Source organism: Actinoplanes derwentensis, assembly GCF_900104725.1.
GTDB classification, from domain to species: domain Bacteria; phylum Actinomycetota; class Actinomycetes; order Mycobacteriales; family Micromonosporaceae; genus Actinoplanes; species Actinoplanes derwentensis.
Map to the genome: position 1 here is coordinate 1057833 of NZ_LT629758.1, position 20225 is coordinate 1078057.

Consider the following 20225-nt stretch of genomic DNA (forward strand, 5'->3'; position numbering starts at 1 on the left):
GTACCTGTGACTTCCTTTCTCGAAGACCTGGCGTCTCCACAGCCCGGCCGTGGCGGCCTGCCCGCCCGCGCCCACCTGCACACCGACGCGCCCCGGCAGTCGCTGGACGGCACCTGGCAGGTGCGCCGCCACCCGAGTCCCCGGCACCTGACCGACGACCTCGACTGGTCGCCGATCCGGGTGCCCGGTCATCTGCCGCTGCAGGGCCACGGCGCGCCGATCTACGCCAACCTGGCCTACCCGTTCGCGGTCGACCCGCCGCACCCGCCGGACGACAATCCGGTCGCCGACCACCGACTGGAGTTCGCGGCGGACACGGCGGTCCTCGCCCACCCGTCGGTGCTGCGGTTCGAGGGTGTCGACGGTGCCGCCACGGTCTGGCTCAACGATGTCGAACTGGGCACTCTGCGGGGTAGCCGGTTGACCACGGAGTTCGACGTCACGGGCGTACTGCGTGGTGGAACGAACGTTCTTTCCGTCCGCCTGGCCCAGTGGTCCGCCCACAGCTACCTCGAAGACCAGGACATGTGGTGGATGCCCGGCATCTTCCGCAGCGTGACCTTGCTGGCCCGGCCGGACGGCGGCATCCGCGACGTCTTCGTGCACACCTCCTACGACCACCGCGACGGCTCCGGCACCCTGCGCGTCGAGGTCGACTCCTCGTCGCCGGTCACGATCAGCCTGCCCGCCTTCGGCGATCTTCAGCCGGGGGAGACCCATCACTTGCGGTTGGTGTCTCCCTGGACTGCCGAAACCCCGATTTTGTACGATTTGAGCGTACGCACGCCGAGCGAGTCAGTCGACCTGCGCATCGGATTCCGCACCGTGCACGTCGAAGACGGTGTCCTGAAGCTCAACGGCGCCCCGCTGCTGCTGCGCGGCGTCAACCGGCACGAACACGACCCGAAGCACGGCCGGACCGTCGACCTGGAGACCGCCCGCGCTGAACTGCTGCTGATGCGGTCGCACAACATCAACGCGGTCCGCACCTCGCACTACCCGCCGAACGCCGCGTTCCTCGACCTCACCGACGAACTCGGCTTCTACGTGATGGTCGAGAACGACCTGGAGACCCACGGCTTCGAACTCAACGGCTGGCGCGGCAACCCCAGCGACGACCCGCAATGGTCGGACGCCTACGCCGACCGGATGCGCCGCACCGTGGAACGCGACAAGAACCACGCCAGCGTGCTGTTCTGGTCACTCGGCAACGAGTCCGGCACCGGCGCCAACCTGGACGCCATCGCGGTGTGGGCGAAAGCCCGCGACCCCGAGCGGCTGGTCCACTACGAGGGCGACCGGCGCTCGATCTACACCGACGTGTACTCGCGGATGTACGCGATGACCGACGAAGTGGAACGCCTCGGCGCCGGCACCGCCCCGTCACCCCGGAACCTGCCGTTCGTGCTGTGCGAATACGCGCACGCGATGGGGAACGGTCCCGGCGGGCTGACCGAGTACCAGGACCTGTTCCACAAGTACCCGCGTCTGGCCGGCGGTTTCATCTGGGAGTGGGTGGAACACAGCCTGTACGGCGGGACCACTGAGGCCGGGCGGACCATCGAGCTGTACGGCGGGGACTTCGGCGAGAAGGTGCACGACGGCAGCTTCGTCGTCGACGGCCTGGTGCACGCCGACAAGACGCCCGGTCCGGCGTTGATCGACCTGGCCCGGGTGTACGCCCCGGTCTCTGTCGAGATCACCGGGGACACGCTGACGATCGTCAACCGGTACCACGGGCTGGATCTGTCGCACCTGGACGCGGAGTTGACCATCGGTGACGCGACGTCGGCGTTCGAGTTGCCGAAGCTCGAAGCGGGCGCTGCGACGACCGTACCGCTGGAAATCGATCTGACCAGGCCCGTCACGCTGACCTTGCGCCACCGCGAACACGGCCACGAAGTGGCCTGGGCCCAGCATCTCCCGGCCCGCCCGCCGGTCACCCTGACCAGCGCTGTCACCCCGGCCCTTGCCCCGGCCGGCACCGTTGTCCCGGCTGGCATCACGCTCGGTACGGCTGTCTTCGACCCGGCCACTGGCATGCCGATCCGGCTCGGGGACCTGGACCTGCACGATGTGGCGATCAGTCTGTGGCGGGCGCCGACCGAAAACGATCGCGGTGTCGGCTGGGACGAGACGCACCTGCCGCCAGTCGCCGACCGGTGGGCCGCCGCCCGGCTGCACGACCTGCGCACCCGGCTCGTCGACGTCACCACCGACGGTGCCGCCCTGGTCGTCCGGACCCGCAGCGGCCCGCCGATCATCGACGCCGGAGTAGACGTCACCTGGCGCTGGACCAGCGACGGCACCGCGCTGGCCCTGGACCTGACCATCACGCCGTATGGACCGTGGCCCTGTGACTGGGCTCGTGCCGGTGTCGACCTGCGCCTCGACCGCCCCACCACCCGGGTGGGCTGGACCGGTTACGGGCCCGGCCCGCAGTACCCGGACACCGGCCAGGGCGCCCGCCACGGCTCGTGGAGCGCCGATCGCGACGACTTCGCGGTCCGCACCGTGCGCCCGCAGGAACACGGCTCCCGCCGCATCGACGACGCCACCGTGGACCTCGGCGGCACCGGCCTGCAGATCTCCGGCGTCGACGTACCGATCACGGTCCGCCCGTGGTCCCGCGAGCTGATCACGGCCACCGGACACGACCACGAGCTGCCGGAAGCCACCGAGACGTGGATCTCGCTGGACGCGGCAGTCGCCGGAGTCGGCACCGCTTCCTGCGGCCAGGGAGTCCTCCCGCAGTACCGGCTGGCCCCGTCCACTCAACACCTGAAAGTGGTTCTGCGACAGTCATGAGTTCCCCTTGGCGGCTGCGCGGCCCGGTGCTGGCGGCGTACGCGATCAACGGTTTCAGCCTCGCGTCCTGGAACGTGCGGCTACCCGCGATCGCCGAAACCGCCGGCCTGGACACCGGCGAACTCGGCCGGTTCCTGATGGCCGGCGCGATCGGCACCCTGGTGACGATCCCGCTGACCGGCCGGTGGGTGGCCCGCTGGGGCGAGGCCCGCGTCTACTTGACGGCCACGATCGGTTTCGTGTTCGCCTACCTGGCGCTGGGCCTCGCCCTGCAGACAGCTTCGGTCGCCCCGCTGTTCGCCGCGCACGCACTGCACGGGGCGGTGTTCGCCGCCACCAACGTGCCACAGAGCGTGCTCGGCACCATCGCCGAGGCCAGGGTGGGCCGGTCGATCCTGTCCCAGTTCCACGCCGCCTACTCGATAGCCGCCGCCGCCGGCGCCGCCGCCGGGGGTGTAGCCGCCACCGCCGGGATGCCCCCAGACCTCCAGTTCGTGGCCCTAGCGGTAGTGGCCTTGGCAGGCCGTGGCGCAGTGTCGCTGACACTGCGCCACGCCCCATCCATGCCCACCCCCAGCACCGACCCGTCTCGCCGTAGCGCCGATGCCTCCCATTCCGGAGCCACCCCGTCCGGTTCCGGCGCCCGTCCCGTCCGGGCATGGCGGGACTCTCAAGTTCTCTTGCTGGGCCTGGTCGTCTTCGGTGCCGCCCTGTCCGAAGGCGCCGCCAACAACTGGGTCACCCCCACGCTGGTCGAGAACTTCCCGATCAGCGAGGGCGCGGCCGCCACCGCCGTCTCGGTGTTCCTGATCGCCCAGACCATCGGCCGGCTGGCCGGCGGCCGCTTCGTGGACCGGGTCGGCCCCAAGGTGACCCTGATCGTGTCCGGCTTGGTCGCGACCGCCGGCATCGTCGCCTTCAGCAGCGCCCAGGCCCTCTGGGTGTGCTGGATCGCGGTCGCCGTCTGGGGTTTGGGCGCCGCCTTGTCATTGCCGGTAGCGGTTTCGGTGGTGGCCCGAGGCCCGAACGCCGCCCACCGAATCGCCGCAGTGGCCTCCCTGTCCTCCCTGGCCAACGTCGCCGGCCCCCCACTGATCGGCGCGGCCGCCGACTTCATCGGCTTGCGCTGGGCGCTCGGCTCCCTGACGGTGATCCTGCTGTCCGGCGTGCTCGCGGCCCGCTTCGCCGTCCGCCCACCCACTCCCGCCGTCGCCGCGTTGGCCGCTTCCGCCGCCGTCTCCGCGTCCGCCGTCACCTCGGCCTCCGTCGCGTCCGCGTCTGACTCAGCTACCTCCGTGCCCACCCCGCGTGCCACCGAGGAAAGCCGCAGCGTCAACCGAAACACCGCATAGTCAAGGGCTCCACCCGACGGCGACACCGTCCTGGCCGATCGGTCTCCCGCAGCTCCGTTGCCGGTTACCGGCTTCGGTTCTGGCTGTCGGTTCCGTTTCTGGCTGGCGGGCCGGTGTGGCTGGTGGATTCGGTGAGTTCGAGGCGAGTCGCGACATCCGAGTTCGGGAAGCGAGAACGGCGGCATTCCTCGGAGATTGGATAGTGGTGTTCCGAAGGGTGTATCTTTGGGTGGCTTATATGGCGAAGATTGGCTTCGCCTACACCATTCTCGAAGATCTCGCGCAATGCACAGAGAATCAGACGAAGGCCCGTGGGATTTTTCCTCGGCCATCGCACGGTGACCACCACATGCACGGTCGTCCGGAGATACACCGAGTGTTACCGTGGCCAGCGCCCGACCGACACCACACTCATTCAATAGAATCCCACCCCGGCCCGATCGAGGCGGCGGCGTTCCCTGCTGGAGGCAGACCGGCACGAGAACGTTCGGTGCCGTCCGATCCGTGCCCGCCGATCGCCGAACGGAAGCCCCAAGCCGGGCCGCCGCGACCGGCGGCGTAGTCGCCAGCGCTGGCTGAGCAGTTGCCGCATCACAGGCCGAGGGTTCCGGCCCCAGTTCCGGCTTCGGTCCAGGCTCCGGTTCCCGCCTCACCTCGGGCTCCGGGACTGGCTCCGGCTCCTGGGTTGGCTCCGGGACTGGCTTCGGGGGCGAGGGGGCGGGCTGGGGCGCGGTCGAAGTCTGTGGCTGCTCAGGGGATGGCGGAGTCTGTGGCGTGAGAGAGGCCAACCACTCCCGGTCCTCGGGGGAGAGGTGCATGGAGTCGCGCGCTCGGATACGGCGAAGTTTCTCGGCGTGGCGGCGCTGAAGTCCCCAAGCGCGACGCATTTCATGCTCACGACGAAATTCGTCTCGGCTGGGAGAATAGTTCCTCGCCTTGGTCCGGTCACGCATTCCGGCAACGCTGAACAACGCTGGCTGACTCATACAAGAATTCTCCCGCACCCCTACGGAAAACTGTAAGAAGTGAATCATGCCAATTTCACCGGCGCCCCTCACCGAATAGGAGGCCGCCGGTGTGATCTCAGTGAGAAGCACATTTAGACCGCCGCATTCCCGAGTCTCGGGCACATCCGGGATGAACGTGGAGCCGTCGACAGGCAGACAGCCGAGGGACTTCGTCCGCCACCGCCTGCCACCCCGCTCCACTCCGGTCCGATCCCTCGAAGGGGTGCCGCCGGTCGGCAGGCGCGGGCTCGGCGTTAACCCGTGTGGATGACGGCCCTCCCTGTCCGGCCCCGGCCTGGCCCAGAATGGGGCGTCCGCCGGTTCAGCCCTGAGCCGTCCGTATGCATCGCCGGATCGCGGCTGGTCAGGTGGAGGGCGAACGGTGATGCCCAGGACGGTCGAATATCTCGCCGCGCGTACCGTCGACGACGTGTTGTCGGCGCTGGCAGACGGTTCCACGGCGGTGCTCGCCGGTGGGCAGAGCCTGGCCGTCGAACTCGGCCGGGCGGATCTGCCGGTTCGCCGGCTCGTCGACATCAACCACGTCGCGGGGCTCGCCACCCTCCGGCAGAGCGACGGTGTGCTGCGGGTCGGCCCGTTGGTGCGGCACCGGGTCTTCGAGACGGGCCGGGTCGGCGGCGCCCTCGGTGACCTGATGCGTGACGTCGTACGCCATATCGGGCATCCGCCGATCCGGGCCAGGGGCACGATGGTCGGCAGCCTCGCTTACGCCCATCCGGCCGCCGAATGGCCGGCTCTGGCGGTGACCGTCGACGCGCGGCTGCGCCTGACCGGCCCGGACGGCACTCGCATCGTGTCGGCCGAGGACTTCTTCACCGGGCCTTTCACCACCGTACGCCGCCCGGAGGAACTGCTGGCCGAGTCGATCCTGCCGGTACTGCCCGCAGGAACCGGGGTGGGTTACGCCGAGGACCGCCGGTTCACGATCTTCCCGCAGGCCGGTGCCCTGGCGATCGTGACGGTCACCGAGGGGCGGGTCAGTGCGGCGGCGATCGGCCTGGTCAACGCCGGTCCGCGCCCGCTCCGGGCACCCGCCGCCGAACGTGTCCTGCTCAGCTGTGGCCTCAGCGACGCCGCCATCACGGCCGCCGCCGAGACCGCTGCCGACACCGACGCGGACCTGCCGCTGACCGGCCACGATCACCGCCGGGAACGCCGTAACGCACTGCGAACCCTGGTCCGCCGAGCCCTGACCCAGGCCCGCTCCCGAGCGGACTCCCACCCGGTCTCCGCCACTCCGAGCGGCCAGGAGACGAGGCCAGGAGACGCGGATGGGAGACGCGGACGGGAGACAGGGATAGGAGACGCGGACGGAGACTGGGCGGGAGACGCGGATAGGAGACGCGGATAGGAGACGCGGACCGGAGAACGTGGGCGGGAGACGTCCTGATCAGCGCCGAGGTGTCTCCGGGGTGGCCAGTTTCGCGGCCACGTGGGTCCGGTCGGGGTGGCCCAGTTCGTCGAGGATCCGGTGGGCGTCCTGCCAGGCCGCACGCGCCTGGCCGGGCCGGGACGCGGCAGCGTGGGTGTCGCCGATCGCTACCAGGCTCTCCGCCACCAGCAGGCGTTCGCCGGTCTCCCGGCGTAGGGTCAGCGCCGTCTCGTGGCAGGTCACCGCGGCCCGGTCCCGGCCCAGCGCGGCGTTGATCAGCCCACAGCCGGACCACGCCACCGCCTCGCCGATGCGGTCGCCGATCGCCCGGTAGGCGGCCACCGCCGCCTGGCAGACCTCCAGCGCCCGAGGGCGGTCCCCGGTCAGGTAGTGGACGCAGGCGAACAGGTACAAGGCGAACGCCGGGCCCGCCCGCAGACCCGCCGTCACCGACAGTTGCAGCACCTCGTGGATGTGCCGCAGCGCCTCGGACTGCTGCCCGCCGCGCCAGCACAGCATGGCCAGGTCGCGGTGGGCGCGGGCCCGGCCGATCCGGTCGTCGTGCTGTTCGGCCAGGGCCAGTGCCGCACCGGCCAGGTCGGCGGCCGCATCGTGATGGCCGAGCCGGGCGTACGCGGTGCCGAGCACCCGCAGCACGTGGCTCTGCCCCACCGGATCGTCCCGTTCGCGGGCCGCGGCCAGGGCCTGCCGTAGCGCGGCGACCTCCTCGTCCCAGTAGCCGTGCCGGTCCAGGAACGTGACCAGGGCCAGGGCGAGCCGGAACGCGTGTGCCGGGAATCCGGACGCGAGCGCCTGATCGACCACGGCCAGCAGGATCGGGCGTTCGGCGGCCAGCCACGCGGCCGCGTCCCGGTCGGAGGCGAACGTCTCCGGTTGCACGCCGTCGCCGGGCGGGTCCAGGTCGACCTCGTCGCGATGCGGATAGAGCAGACCGTCCGCCGCGTACGCGCTGTGCAGGTAGTAGTCGAAGACCCGCCGCAATGGTTGCGCCGGGTCCTCCGGCTGGCGCCCGGCCGCGTACGCCCGCAGTAGATCGTGCATGCTGAACCGGCCGGCCACGTCTTCGACGACCAGGTTCGCGTCGGCGAGTTCGGCGAAGAGCGCTCCCGCCCGCCGGACCGGCACCCCCATCATCGCGGCTGCCGCCGGTGCCGTGACGGCCGGACCACAATGCAGCCCCAGCAGCCGGAACAGTGTCGCGGCATCCGCCGACAGGCCATCGAAGGACCACGAGAACACCATGCGTACGTCGATACTGCGGTCCACGCTGGACAGTGCGTCCAGCGGATCGGTGGTGGCCCGCAGCTCGCCGGCCACGGCCGCCAGGGTGAACCGCCGGTTCACCGCGGCCCGGGTCGCGACGAGTGTCATCGCCAGCGGCAGGCCCGCGCACCGGTCGATGATCTCGTCCACCGGCGACGGTTCGGCCGCCACCTGGTCCGCGCCGAGCCGGGCGGCCAGCAACTGCCGGGACTCGGCGACGCTGAGCGGCTCCACCGGCAGCGGGTAGGCGCCGTCCGTCACCACCAGCGCCGACAGCACGTGCCGGCTGGTCACCACGGCCAGGCAGCCGGCCGAGTTCGGCAGCAGCGGGCGGACGTCGTCGGCGTCGCGCGCGTTGTCGAGCAGCACCAGCATCCGTTTGCCGGCGACCAGCCGCCGGTAGAGGCCGATCTGGGCGGCCGGGGTGACCGGAACGCTCTGCGGTGGGACGTCGAACGCCTCCAGGAACCCGCGGATCGCCTCGGCGGGTGTCGTCCCGGCCCCGCCGGGGTCGTAGCCGCGCAGGTTGACGTGCAGGATCCCGTCCGGGAACCGGCTCGCCATCGTGGTCGCCCAGTGCACGGCCAGGGTGGTCTTGCCGACGCCGGCCATGCCCGAGATGAGGATCAGCGGCCGTCCGGCGGCGGCGTCGAGCCGGTCCAGGTCGGCCCGGCGGCCGGCGAAGGCCGGAATGTCCGCCGGGAGCTGGGCGGGCCGGGGCTCGTGCACCTCGTTGCGCAGCACCCGGCGGTGGGCGTCCTGGACCAGCCGGCCCGGGTCGAGGCCCAGTTCGCTGCTCAGCCGCTCGCGGGCCTCGGTGTGCACCCGCAGCGCCGCCTCGGTGTGCCCGCTCTCGTGCAGGGCGGTCATCAGCAGCGCCTGGAACCGTTCCCGGAACGGCTCCTCGCCGACCGCCTGGTACAGCTCGCTGACGATCCGCTGGTGGCCACCGAGCCGGAGTTCCACCTCGAACAGGTCTTCCAGCGCGGTCAGGCGGCGCTCGGCCAGCGCCGGCCCCTCCAACTCCGCGAGGGATCCGCACGTGCCGCCGAGTGCGGGGCCGCGCCACATCGCCAGCGCTGCCCGCAGTCGTTTCGCCGCGTCGGGGTCCCGCCCGGCTGCCAGGTCGGCCCGGGCCAGCCGAGCCTCACTGTCGAACTCGGCCAGGTCGAGTTCGGCGGGATCGACGGTGATCCGGTAGCCGCCGCCGTGGTGGGCGATCTCCCGGCCGTTGAGGGCTTTGCGCAGCCGCGACACGTAGAGCTGAAGTTGCCCGCGCACTCCGGCCGGTGGCCGATCACCCCAGGTCAGGTCGGTGAGGGTGCTCTCGCGCACCACCCGGTTCGCGTTCAGCAGCAGGGCCGCGAGCACCGTCCGCTGTTTCGGGCCACCCAGCGGCACGGAACCGCCGTCCCACACCTCGACCGGTCCGAGGAGCCGGAAACGCATGCCACCGCCTCGCCACGTCGACTGTCTTCTTTGCCGAGGAAACCACCGCCGAGGAGCCATCGCCGAGAAACCACCGCCGAGGAAACCACCCTAGGTCAAGCACGACACCAGTACACCTTTCGGGTGAACAAGGATGTGTGAAAGATTGATGCGGCACGTTGGCGGGGGCGGAGGGGTCGGAAGCGACATGGTGAGAGTCCTGAGTGGACCACATTCGGGCCGGAGGGTGCTGTCCGTGGTCACCGTCGCAGCCGCAGTGCTGGCCCCGGCCGCTCCGGTGGCCGCGGCGCCGCCGGTGGCACTCGCGGCACCGGCCAAGATCGCCCCGTGCGGGCCGGACGAGGTGACCGCCGCCGACACCGCGATCGCCGATCAGGTGCGGCCGTCGATGAACGGCCCGCGGCTCGGCCGGGCGATCAACGGCCGCGGCATCGCCTGTGCCCGCGCGATCGTCGCCACCGTCCAGGACCGCGGTCTGGGTCACCGGGCCGCAGTGATCGCGCTGACCACCGCGATCGCCGAGAGCACCCTGAACAACCACACCGTGGCGTACGACCATGACAGCCTCGGCCTGTTCCAGCAGCGGCCGTCGCAGGGCTGGGGCCGGCCCGATCAGCTGATCGACCCGGTGTTCGCCACCAACGCCTTCCTCAGTTCGATGCTGCGCAAGTACCCCGGCGACCGGTGGATGAGCGGGGACATCGGCGCGATCTGCCAGCGTGTGCAGGGCTCGGCGTTCCCGCTGGCCTACGCACCCGAGGCCCACGACGCGCTGCTCATCGTGTCGAGGCTGTGGGGGACGAAGACGAAGGAACCGGCGGCGGCACCGTCGGCGGCGGTGCCGTCCGGCCCGTTCCAGAAGGCCCTCGTCGTCTCCGGAGCCGAGCTGGGCCCGCTGGGTGAGCGGCACGAACTGGCGCTGACCGACTGGAACGGCGACGGCAAGCCCGATCTGACCGTCGTCAAGGGCTCCGGCACGGTCACCGGCAAGACCGAGGTCCGCATCCTGGACGGGGCCAGCGGGTTCGCCAACCTGCTGCTGGACAGTGCGACCGCGCTCGGCCCGACCGACGCCACCCACGCGTACGCGTTCACCGACTGGAACGGCGACAAGAAACCCGACCTGGTGGTGGTGCAGCGGTCCGGTGCCACCGCCGACGGCCTCACCCGGGTCAGTGTCCTGGACGGGGCGTCGTCGTTCCGCCGGTTCCTGATCCCGGCCGGAAGCGTGCCGGCCGTCACCGGTGACCGGCACCAGTTCGCGGTGGCGGACTGGAACGGCGACGGCCGCCCCGACCTGGTGATCACCCAGACGTCCGGTACGGCCAGTAAGAAGATGGAGATCCAGGTGCTCGACGGCGCCGCCGGTTTCCAGCGGCACCTGACCCCGACGCTCGTCACCTCGGAGCCGGAGAGCACCGACCGGCAGGTGATCGTGACCGATTTCGACGCCGACAAGCGGCCCGACCTCGCGGCGATCCAGAAGGCGACCGCAGCCGACGGCAAGACCCGGCTCAACGTTCTCGACGGTGCCTCGAACCTGCAGGACGTGCTGCTGAGCGCCGACACCGCGCCCGGTGCCAGCGCTCACCTGGACGTGCTGGTCACCGCCTGGAACGGCGATCGCAAGCTGGACCTGATGATGGTGCAGAAGACCGGCACCCCGAGCGGCCGGGCCGAACTGGTCGTCCTCGGCGGCTGACCCCCGCGTACCACCCGGCCCAGGGTGGGCGCGACACGGCGTACCGCAGCGGTCTTTTCGGTCTCGACGTCTCCAACGGCTCCGGCATCGTCCAGAACGTGACTGTCTCGTAGTCCTGACCCGGCCGGCGTGACTACACTGCCGCGATGCGGCGAGTCACCCGGCTGGGCCGGCCGTCCTGTTCTTGGTCGCCGATGAGTGCTCATGATCGGGCCGAGCCGGCCGATGATGCGCCCAGCTCGATCGGTGGCCACTCGGCCCCGGGGCTGAAGGGGGACGGCTTGACCACCGTGAACGCCACCGCCAGTGCTGCCCTGCCGGTCGACGTCCTGTTGGCGCGGGCCGAGGAGAAACGGCTGGCCGGTGACTACCGGGCCGGAGGCGAGCTGGCCCGGACCGCCGCGGATCTGGCGGCCGCCACCGGGGACGCCGCCGGTGAGGCCGCCGCGCTGCGTTCCCTGGCCAACCAGTTGATGCGGCTCGGCCGGCAGGAGGAGGCGATCGCGGCCTGCCGCAAGGCGGTCGTGACATTGGAGGCACTCGACGACCCGGTCGGCCTCTGCGAGGTGCTCACCCTGCAGGCCATGCCGCTCATCGACCTCGGCATGCACGACGAGGCCCTGGACGTGCTGGCCACCGCCCGGGACATCGCGCAGCGCCTCGGCGACCGGGAACTGCTCTACTGGGTGCACAACCGGACCGGCGTGGTGCACGGCCGGATGGGCGAGCACGAGCTGAGCACCACCTACCTGATGCGGGCCCTCGGGATGGCCGACGGGATGAACGCCGAGGCCCGGTTCTGCATCCTCAACAACGTCAGCGACAACGCGGTGTACGAGGTACCCCGGCTCCGTGGCCGTGGCGACCTGGAAGCCGCCGACCAGGTGCTCACCGGTGCTCTCGGCTACGTGGCCGAGGCCCTGCGCCTGGCCCGGGAGGCGCGGCATCCGTACCGGGAGGCGATCAGCCTCGACAACCACGGGATGCTGCTGGCCCTGGCCGGTGACCTGGACGGCGCGGGCCGGTCGGTCGAGGAGTCCCGGCTGATCGCGGTCCGGGCCGGTTACCGCTCGCTGGAGTCCGCGGCACTCCAGCACCAGGCCCGGATCCGGATGATGCGCGGCCATCACACCGAGGCCATCGAGGGCCTGCGGCTGGCACTGGAGCGGGCGCATCAGGCGGGCGAGAAGCCGATGGCGATGGAGATCTCCCAGGAGCTGTCCGAGGCACACGAACGGATCGGTGACTTCGTCGCGGCTCTGGCCCACTACCGGGACTTCCACGATCTGGAACGTGAGCTGCACAATCAGGTCGCCGCGGCCCGGGCCCGGATGGCCGCGCACCACTTCGAACTGGACAACGTCCGCCTTGAGGCGGAGAACGCGCGCCTGGAAGCGGAACTGCACCGGGCTCGCAGCGCCGAACTGGCCGCCGACAACGTGGTGTGGCAGCGCCAGGCCACCGAGGACGCGCTGACCGGCCTGCCGAACCGGCGATCGGCTGACGAACGGCTGCCGAAACTGGTCGCCGCCGGAGGCCCGGTCTGTGTGGCGGTGGCCGACGTCGACCGGTTCAAACGGGTCAACGACGAGTACGGCCACTTCATCGGCGACGAGGTGCTGCGCCGGATCGCGGCGATCCTGCTGGACCGGATCGGCGAGACCGATCTGGTGGCCCGGTTCGGTGGCGAGGAGTTCCTGATCGCGCTGCACGGCTCCGGTATCGAGGAGGCGCGGGCGCGGTGCGAGCTGCTGCGGGCGAGTGTCGCGGCGTACCCGTGGGACACGATCGAACCCGGTCTGACCGTCACCCTCAGCATGGGCCTGACCGAGGTCACCGGCCCGGCGTCGCTGGCGGACGCGATGAGCCAGGCCGACCAGCGCCTCTACCAGGCGAAACGAAACGGGCGCAACCGGGTGCAGGCGGACTGACCGTTCGGGTGACGGTGACCTGTGCGGGTAGACGGTCGTCAGTGTGTCCGTCAACACGAATCAGGCCGTTCTCCCGTATTTGTTCATCTTGCACTCGTAGCTTCGGGTGTTGCCGCAAACGGCGGGTGAACCAGAGGTGAAGGTGGAGCGCGCTCAGTGACCGTGACGACTGATCTGCAGCTGATCGAATTACCTGAATTGTCGCTCGCACCCGAGGCTCCGGCGGTTTTCCGCTCCAGCTCCGCCCCGCTCCGCCGCACCCTGATCGACATCCTCGACGCCACCGTGCAGGCCCACCCGGGCGCCCTCGCGATCGACACCGGCACCGCCACCCTCACCTACCGGCAGCTCGCCACCGAGGTCGAGACGCTGCGCACCACCCTGACCGGGCACGGGATCGGCCCCGGCGACCGGGTCGGCATCCGGATCGCCTCCGGCACGGCCGACCTCTACCTGGCGATCCTGGGCGTGCTGGCGGCCGGGGCGGCGTACGTGCCGGTCGACGCCGACGATCCCGGCGAGCGTGCCGAACTCGTGTTCACCGAAGCGCGTGTGTGCGCGGTGCTCGGGGACGGCATGAGCCTGTCGGTCCGGCGTGACCCCGGCGGCGAGACCGGCCGACCGGAGACCGCCGACGACGCCTGGATCATCTTCACCTCCGGCTCCACCGGCACCCCGAAGGGGGTGGCGGTCTCGCACGGTGCCGCCGCCGCGTTCGTCGACGCCGAGGCCCAGCTGTTCCTGGTCGACGACGACGTGGAACCTCTCGGCCCGGCCGACCGGGTGCTGGCCGGCCTGTCGGTGGCCTTCGACGCGTCCTGCGAGGAGATGTGGCTCGCCTGGCGGCACGGCGCCTGCCTGGTGCCGGCCGCGCGTTCGCTGGTCCGCAGCGGTGTCGACCTGGGCCCGTGGCTGGCCGAGCAGCGCATCAGCGTGGTGTCCACGGTGCCGACGCTGGCCGCGCTCTGGCCGGCCGAAGCCCTCGAGGACGTCCGGCTGCTGATCTTCGGCGGCGAGGCCTGCCCGCCCGAACTCGCCGAACGGCTGGCCGTCGAAGGCCGCGAGTTGTGGAACACCTACGGCCCGACCGAGGCGACCGTGGTGGCGTGCGCCGCCCGGCTGACCGGTGACGGCCCGGTCCGGATCGGCCTGCCCCTGGCCGGCTGGGAACTCGCCGTCGTCGACGCGGCCGGTCAACCGGTCACCATGGGTGAGACCGGTGAACTGGTCATCGGTGGTGTGGGCCTGGCCCGCTACCTGGACGAGGCCAAGGACGCCGAGAAGTTCGCCCCGCTGCCCGCTCTGGACTGGGCCCGCGCCTACCGCAGCGGCGACGTGGTCCGCGCCGAAGCCGAGGGCCTGCTGTTCCTCGGCCGCGGCGACGAGCAGGTCAAACTCGGCGGCCGCCGGATCGAGCTGGGCGAGGTGGACGCCGCCCTGCAGGCGCTGCCCGGAGTGGCCGGTGCGGCCGCCGCGGTGAAACGTACCGCCGCCGGTAATCAGCTCCTGGTCGGCTATCTGGTGCCGCACGACGCCGCCGGCTTCGACGTCGCGGCCGCCACCGCGCGCATCCGCGAACAGTTGCCGGCCGCGCTCGTGCCGCTGCTGGCCGTGATCGACGACCTGCCCACCCGCACGTCCGGAAAGGTCGACCGGGCCGCCCTGCCCTGGCCGCTGGCCGTCACCGGCCCGGCCGACGCCGAGCTGACCACGGCCGAAGAGTGGCTGGCCAGTGGCTGGGAGGAGATCCTCGGGGTTCGCCCGGCCGAGGCCGGCGCCGACTTCTTCAGCAGCGGTGGCGGCAGCCTGTCCGCGGCCCAGCTGGTGGCCTGGATCCGGCGGACCCACCCGCAGGTGTCGGTGGCCGACATCTACCAGAACCCCCGCCTCGCCGAGATGGCGACGGTACTCGACGGCCTCGACGCGGCGACCACGGTCCGCCGCGCGGTGCGGCCGACTCCGCTGCGGGCCGGGCTGGTGCAGTTCCTGCTGATGCTGCCGATGCTGGCGCTGGTCGGGCTGCGCTGGCTGACGGTGCTGGCCGCGCTGGGCACGGTGACGGCGCTGCTGCCGACGGTCTCCTGGTGGTGGCTGGCGGTGTCCTGGCTCGTGCTGTTCAGCCCACCGGGGCGGGTGCTGCTGGCCGCCGGTGTGGCCCGGCTGCTGCTGCGCGGCGTCGGCCCCGGGAAGTACCCCCGCGGCGGTGGCGTCCACCTGCGGCTGTGGGCCGCCGAACGGTTCGCCGAGTTGACCGGTGCGACCGGTATCGGCGGGGCGGGCTGGATGACCACGTACGCGAAACTGCTCGGCGCCCGCCTCGGCCGCGACGTCGACCTGCACTCGGCACCCCCGGTCACCGGGCTGCTCAAACTCGGCCGTGGTGCCGCCATCGAACCGGAGGTGGACCTCTCCGGCTACTGGGTGGACGGTGACGTCGTCCGGGTCGGCACGGTCCGGGTCGGTGCCGGTGGCCGGGTCGGGGCGCGCAGCACCCTGATGCCCGGTGCCCGGGTCGGCAAGGGCGCGAAGATCGCCGCCGGGTCGACCGTGACCGCCGCGGTTCCGGCGAACCAGAGCTGGGCCGGTTCCCCGGCCGTCCCCGTCACCGGTAAGGGCGCCACCACCTGGCCGTCGCAGCGTCCGGCCCGGTCCCGGCTGAGCAGCCGGTCCTGGGTGGCGGCCTACAGCCTGACCGCGCAGCTGCTGGCCCTGCTGCCGGTGGTGGCCGCGCTGCCCGCGCTCGCGCTGCTCGGCTGGGGGCTGAACGGGGGCGGCCTGCTGATCGCGGTTCCGGCCGCCGCCGTCGCGTACCTGACCGGTTACGCCCTGCTCGTCCTGGTCGCCGTCCGGCTGCTGGGCATCGGCCTGCGGACCGGGTTCCACCCGGTTCAGGGGCGGGTGGCGTGGCAGGTGTGGACCACCGAGCACCTGATGGGGATGGCCCGGGTCGCGCTGTTCCCGATCTACTCCAGCCTGTTCACCCCGGTCTGGCTGCGGCTGCTCGGCGCCAAGGTGGGCCGGGGCACGGAGATCTCCACGGTGCTAGCGGTCCCGGCGATGACCACCGTCGACGACGGCGCGTTCCTGGCCGACGACACCATGGTCGCCACCTACGAACTCGACCACGGGTGGCTGCGGGTCGCCCCGGCCCGGATCGGCAAGCAGGCGTTCCTCGGCAACTCCGGGATGGCCGCGCCCGGCCGGTCGGTGCCGAAACGGGGTCTCGTCGGGGTGCTGTCGTCGGCGCCGCACAAGGCCAAGAAGGGCTCGTCGTGGCTGGGCGCCCCGCCGATGCCGTTGCGCCGGATCGTCGAGACCGCCGACAACGGCCGCACCTTCGACCCGCCGGCCCGCCTCAAGGTGGCCCGGGCCGTGGTCGAACTGTGCCGGGTCGTCCCGGTGATCCTCGCCGGGGCCCTCGCCGTCCTGGTGCTGGCCGCACTGACGCTGATCTGGGACACCGCCGGTGGCTGGGCGGCCGCGCTGGCCGCCGGGCCGGTGCTGTTCGCCGCCGCGATCACCGGCGCGCTGACCGCGACCGCCGCCAAGTGGCTGCTGGTCGGCCGGTTCCGGGCCGGGGAACGCGCGCTGTGGACGTCGTTCGTCTGGCGCAACGAGCTGGCCGACACGTTCGTCGAGGTGCTCGCGACGCCGTGGCTGTTCCGGTTCGCCGCCGGCACCCCGCTGCTGACCCTGTGGCTGCGCACGCTCGGCGCGAAGATCGGCCGTGGTGTCTGGCTGGAGACGCTGTGGCTGCCGGAGTTCGATCTGGTTCGTCTCGGCGCCGGCGCGACTGTGAACCGGGGGTGCGTTGTTCAGACCCACCTGTTCCATGATCGGATCATGAGTATGGATGAGGTCACTCTGGCCGCGGGCGCCACACTCGGCCCGCACGGGATCGTGTTGCCCGGCGCGAGCATCGGCGCCCGGACCACCGTGGGTCCCGGCTCGCTCGTCACCCGCGGTGACGCCGTGCCCGACGACAGCCGGTGGCTCGGCAACCCGGTCGCGACCTGGCCCGCGACGGCCTCCCGCCGGGTATGACCCCACCTGCCGTGCCGGTCGGCGCCGCCCCGGGCGCCGACCGTTCGACCGACCCGTACCTGCCGGAGAACGGCAACGGCGGCTACCGGGTTCTGCACTACGACCTGGAACTCGACTACCGGGTGGTGTCGAACCGGCTGGCCGGCCGGGCCGTGGTCACCGCGCGGGCCGTTCAGCCGCTGTCCCGGTTCAGCCTCGACCTGGCCCGGCTGCAGGTCAAAGACGTGCGGGTGGACGGGCGGCCGGCCAAATTCGACCATCGGGCCGGCAAGCTCCGGATCAAACCCGAGCGCCCGATCGGCTACGGAGCGACATTCAAGACCGAGATCCGGTACGGCGGGAAACCCGGTCCCGTCTCCGGCCGCTGGGGTGACATCGGCTGGGACGAACTCAGCGACGGGGTGCTGGTGGCCAGTCAGCCCAACGGGTCGGCGTCCTGGTTCCCGTGCAACGACCGGCCCGACGACAAGGCCACCTTCCTGGTCACGATGACCACGGCGACGCCGTACACCGTGCTCGTCACCGGTGACCTGGTGTCCAAGAGCCGCGGGGCGGGCACCACCACCTGGGTGTACGAACGGGAGGAGCCGACCGCCCCGTACCTGATGAGTGTCCAGATCGGCCGTTACGAACTGGTCGACCTGGCCACCGGGGGAGTGCCGCAGCGGGCCGCGATCACGCCCCGGGTGCGCCGCGTCTTCCAGCACGACTTCGGCCGGCACGGCGAGATCATGGACGTGATGCAGCGGCTGTTCGGGCCGTACCCGTTCCGGGAGTACATGGTGGTCGTCGCCGACGACGATCTGGACGACCCGATCGAGGCACAGGGCATGGCCGTCTTCGGGCGCAACCACCTCGACGGGCGGCGCACGCACGAGCGGCTGGTCGCGCACGAACTCGCCCATCAGTGGTTCGGCAACAGTCTGACCGTCGCCGACTGGCGGCACATCTGGCTCAACGAGGGCTTCGCGACGTACGCCGAATGGTTGTGGTCCGGCGCCTCCGGCGGCCCCTCGACCAACGCCCACGCCACCGGATGGCACGCCTGGCTCGCGGCCCACCCGGCGAACGTCGTGGTCGCCGACCCGGGTGTCGACCGGATGTTCGACCCGCTGGTCTACAAGCGTGGCGCGCTGACCCTGCACGCCCTGCGCGCAAGCGTCGGCGAGCAGGCGTTCTTCGCGCTGCTGCGCACGTGGGTCGCCGAACACCGGCACCGGACCGTGACGACCACCCAGTTCCGCGAACACGCCGCCCGTTATGCGACCGGGTCCCTCGACGGCCTGTTCACCGCGTGGCTGGACCGTCCCGCGCTGCCGCCGCTGCCCCGAATCCTCTGAACTTTCCCCAATCCGGCCACCGGCGACGTGTGCCCGGCGACGATGGAGGCATGCTCTCCACCGCCGAACGCTACGACTGGTTTCGTAAGCAGTACGCCCGGTTCGCCGACTCCTACTGCCTGACCCTGGTCGGGGAACTCACGCTGGACGAGGCGATCCAGCGCATCGGGGGCGAGAACCCCCAGGCCGTACCGGGTCCGCTGGTCGTGCACGGGCTGCCGGCCGAGGTCGTCGCCGAACTGCCCGGCGACCTGGGTCCGGTCTTCGAACGGCTGGAGACCGAGCGGGTCGTCGCCGTTACCCAGCTGCCCGGCTGGGTGCTGCTGGTCGAGTGGGGTGGCGACTTCCTCGGCCGGGAGGGCGCGGTCCGGCTCTCCCGGGGCACCACCCTGGTCGCGCACGGTAACGAACAGAGCGGGGCGCATTTCCTGTGGATGCAGGACGGGGCGGTCCAGCTCGCCTTCGACCCGGCGCACGCCGGACTGCGGACCGGGGAGAAGGCCGACTCGCTGGTGCAGATCATGGCCGAGGTCGGGTTCGTGCTGGAGGCGGGCGGGCACCGGGCCGGGCCGCACGATCCGGCGGCCTCCCTGGCGCTCGCGGACTTCCTCACCGGCCTGCGACTCGGGCCGTCGGTGCTGCACGAGGCGGTCTATGTCTGCGTGACCCCCACCGAGTGATCGTAGCCGTTATCTTTCCGTTACCGTCGGTCTGAAATCAGGGCTCCGTACGGGGCGTGTCCATGGCGATTGCAGGACACGCCCCCTTGAAGGAGCACCCCCATGCGTTCGTTCGTCTTCGGAGCTGTCGCGGTTCTGAGCGCCGCCACCCTGTCCGCCCGCGCCAACGGCACCCCGGCTGCTTATCTCCCCGCAGCCGCGCCGGCCGCTTCGTCTGCCGCTGTGCCGGCCGCCCCGGCCACTTCCTTGAAGGCGACCGCCGCGACCGCTAAGCCGAAGGTCACCAAAGCGCCGGTCTCGGACCTGAGCCAGTTGAATCGGTTCGGCATCGACGTCGGGAAGAGTGTGCTGATCGACGTCGCGGACGACGGCCAGGACCGCTGGCGCTCGATCAGCAAGAACGGCGTCGACACACCTCCAGCACACCGCCGGCCTGGCACCCTCCGCGGAGATCCGCCGCCGCGGCGACCGGCGGCGCCGCAAGCGGGCCGCCGGCGCCGCCTTCACCGCCGTCCTGATCACCGCCGCCGGCCTGGGTTTCCTGACCCGCGGCCCCAACCCGGACCGCCCGATCCTGCCGGCCGAGACACCGGCACCATCAGCCTCAGTGCGGGCCCCGCGGCCGTCCGCGATGCCGTCCTGGACCGGCGGAGTGACCTCGGACGTCACCAAGCTGCGGGAACTCGGCGTCGACCTGGAGACCGGCGTCCTGCTCGACGTGGCCGACGACGGCATCGACCTGTGGCTGGCCGCCAGTCCCGACGACGTCGTCGACTTCACCGGAACGGCCCGCGACGCCACCACCGAGATGTCCCTGACCCCGGCCCCGGTGCGCGCCGCCGACCGGGTGCTCATCGTGCCGGTGGCGCGCACCGGCTGGTGCGTGACGGCCACCTCCGGAGTCCCGCTGGCCCTGCAGCCGTGCCGAGAGGGCGACGCCGCCCAGACCTGGCGGGTGATCCCGGCCGGCGACTCCGGCCAGATCAACCTGAGTGGCCCGAACGGCGAACTGCGCATCGACGAGACCGGCCTGGTGGCCACCGGCGGTCGCACCGGCTTGCAGACGCTGCCCTTCAACCGCTGACCGTTCCAGCCGTCGCCGGATCAGAGGACCGTCACGGGATCGACATGAGTTCGACTGACGTTCGACTGACGTTCGTTGAAATGCGGCAGCAAGATCAGGCCGCTGAACGTCCCTTGTGACCGTGCGAGCCCCACCCGCACGGCGCCACCTG

Annotated in this window: 11 protein-coding genes; 9 read left to right on the forward strand and 2 right to left on the reverse strand. The window is 71.4% G+C overall.

The features are described 5' to 3' along the window. Positions 1 to 6: 6 nt before the first annotated feature. The 3 genes from BLU81_RS04680 to BLU81_RS04690 all read left to right on the forward strand — a co-directional run bounded on the left by BLU81_RS04680 (position 7) and on the right by BLU81_RS04690 (position 6539). Positions 7 to 2808: a glycoside hydrolase family 2 TIM barrel-domain containing protein gene (locus BLU81_RS04680; protein WP_092541940.1), complete on the forward strand. Its 2802-nt coding sequence runs from the start codon at positions 7 to 9 to the stop codon at positions 2806 to 2808. Then, the gene (locus tag BLU81_RS04685) at positions 2805 to 4160 is read left to right on the forward strand and encodes an MFS transporter (protein ID WP_092541942.1); all 1356 of its coding nucleotides are present in this window, start codon (positions 2805 to 2807) and stop codon (positions 4158 to 4160) included. The genes BLU81_RS04680 and BLU81_RS04685 overlap by 4 nt, the downstream gene beginning before the upstream one ends. 1392 nt (positions 4161 to 5552) lie before the next feature. Then, a complete protein-coding gene (locus BLU81_RS04690; RefSeq protein ID WP_092541944.1) occupies positions 5553 to 6539 on the forward strand; it encodes an FAD binding domain-containing protein in 987 nt (328 codons plus the stop codon). Positions 6540 to 6578: 39 nt separating this feature from the next. Here BLU81_RS04690 and BLU81_RS04695 read toward each other — a convergent pair whose 3' ends face one another. Continuing rightward, entirely contained in the window at positions 6579 to 9293 is a 2715-nt protein-coding gene (locus BLU81_RS04695; protein WP_092541946.1) for an AfsR/SARP family transcriptional regulator, read from the reverse strand. A 235-nt stretch (positions 9294 to 9528) separates the two neighbouring features. Here BLU81_RS04695 and BLU81_RS04700 point away from each other — a divergent pair, with 235 nt between their 5' ends. From BLU81_RS04700 to BLU81_RS04720, 5 genes are all read left to right on the forward strand, one after another. Continuing rightward, a complete protein-coding gene (locus BLU81_RS04700) occupies positions 9529 to 10995 on the forward strand; it encodes an FG-GAP repeat domain-containing protein (RefSeq protein ID WP_231954164.1) in 1467 nt (488 codons plus the stop codon). A gap of 290 nt (positions 10996 to 11285) precedes the next feature. Continuing rightward, positions 11286 to 12926: a GGDEF domain-containing protein gene (locus tag BLU81_RS04705; RefSeq protein ID WP_231954738.1), complete on the forward strand. Its 1641-nt coding sequence runs from the start codon at positions 11286 to 11288 to the stop codon at positions 12924 to 12926. Between the two features lie 156 nt (positions 12927 to 13082). Beyond that, complete coding sequence (locus BLU81_RS04710; RefSeq protein WP_092541952.1) at positions 13083 to 16970, forward strand: Pls/PosA family non-ribosomal peptide synthetase; 3888 nt, start codon at positions 13083 to 13085, stop codon at positions 16968 to 16970. Beyond that, positions 16967 to 18310 (forward strand): M1 family metallopeptidase, encoded by a 1344-nt coding sequence (locus BLU81_RS04715; protein ID WP_092556592.1) that lies wholly within the window; start codon positions 16967 to 16969, stop codon positions 18308 to 18310. The genes BLU81_RS04710 and BLU81_RS04715 overlap by 4 nt, the downstream gene beginning before the upstream one ends. A 50-nt stretch (positions 18311 to 18360) precedes the next feature. Next, complete coding sequence (locus BLU81_RS04720; RefSeq protein ID WP_092541954.1) at positions 18361 to 18990, forward strand: DUF6461 domain-containing protein; 630 nt, start codon at positions 18361 to 18363, stop codon at positions 18988 to 18990. Between the two features lie 182 nt (positions 18991 to 19172). Here the strand turns inward: BLU81_RS04720 and BLU81_RS04725 are convergent, their stop codons facing one another. Further along, on the reverse strand, positions 19173 to 19403 hold the full coding sequence (locus tag BLU81_RS04725) for a hypothetical protein (protein ID WP_092541956.1): 231 nt from the start codon (positions 19401 to 19403) through the stop codon (positions 19173 to 19175). A 194-nt stretch (positions 19404 to 19597) separates the two neighbouring features. Here BLU81_RS04725 and BLU81_RS04730 point away from each other — a divergent pair, with 194 nt between their 5' ends. Next, the gene (locus BLU81_RS04730; protein ID WP_092541958.1) at positions 19598 to 20074 is read left to right on the forward strand and encodes a hypothetical protein; all 477 of its coding nucleotides are present in this window, start codon (positions 19598 to 19600) and stop codon (positions 20072 to 20074) included. The last annotated feature ends 151 nt before the right edge of the window (positions 20075 to 20225 follow it).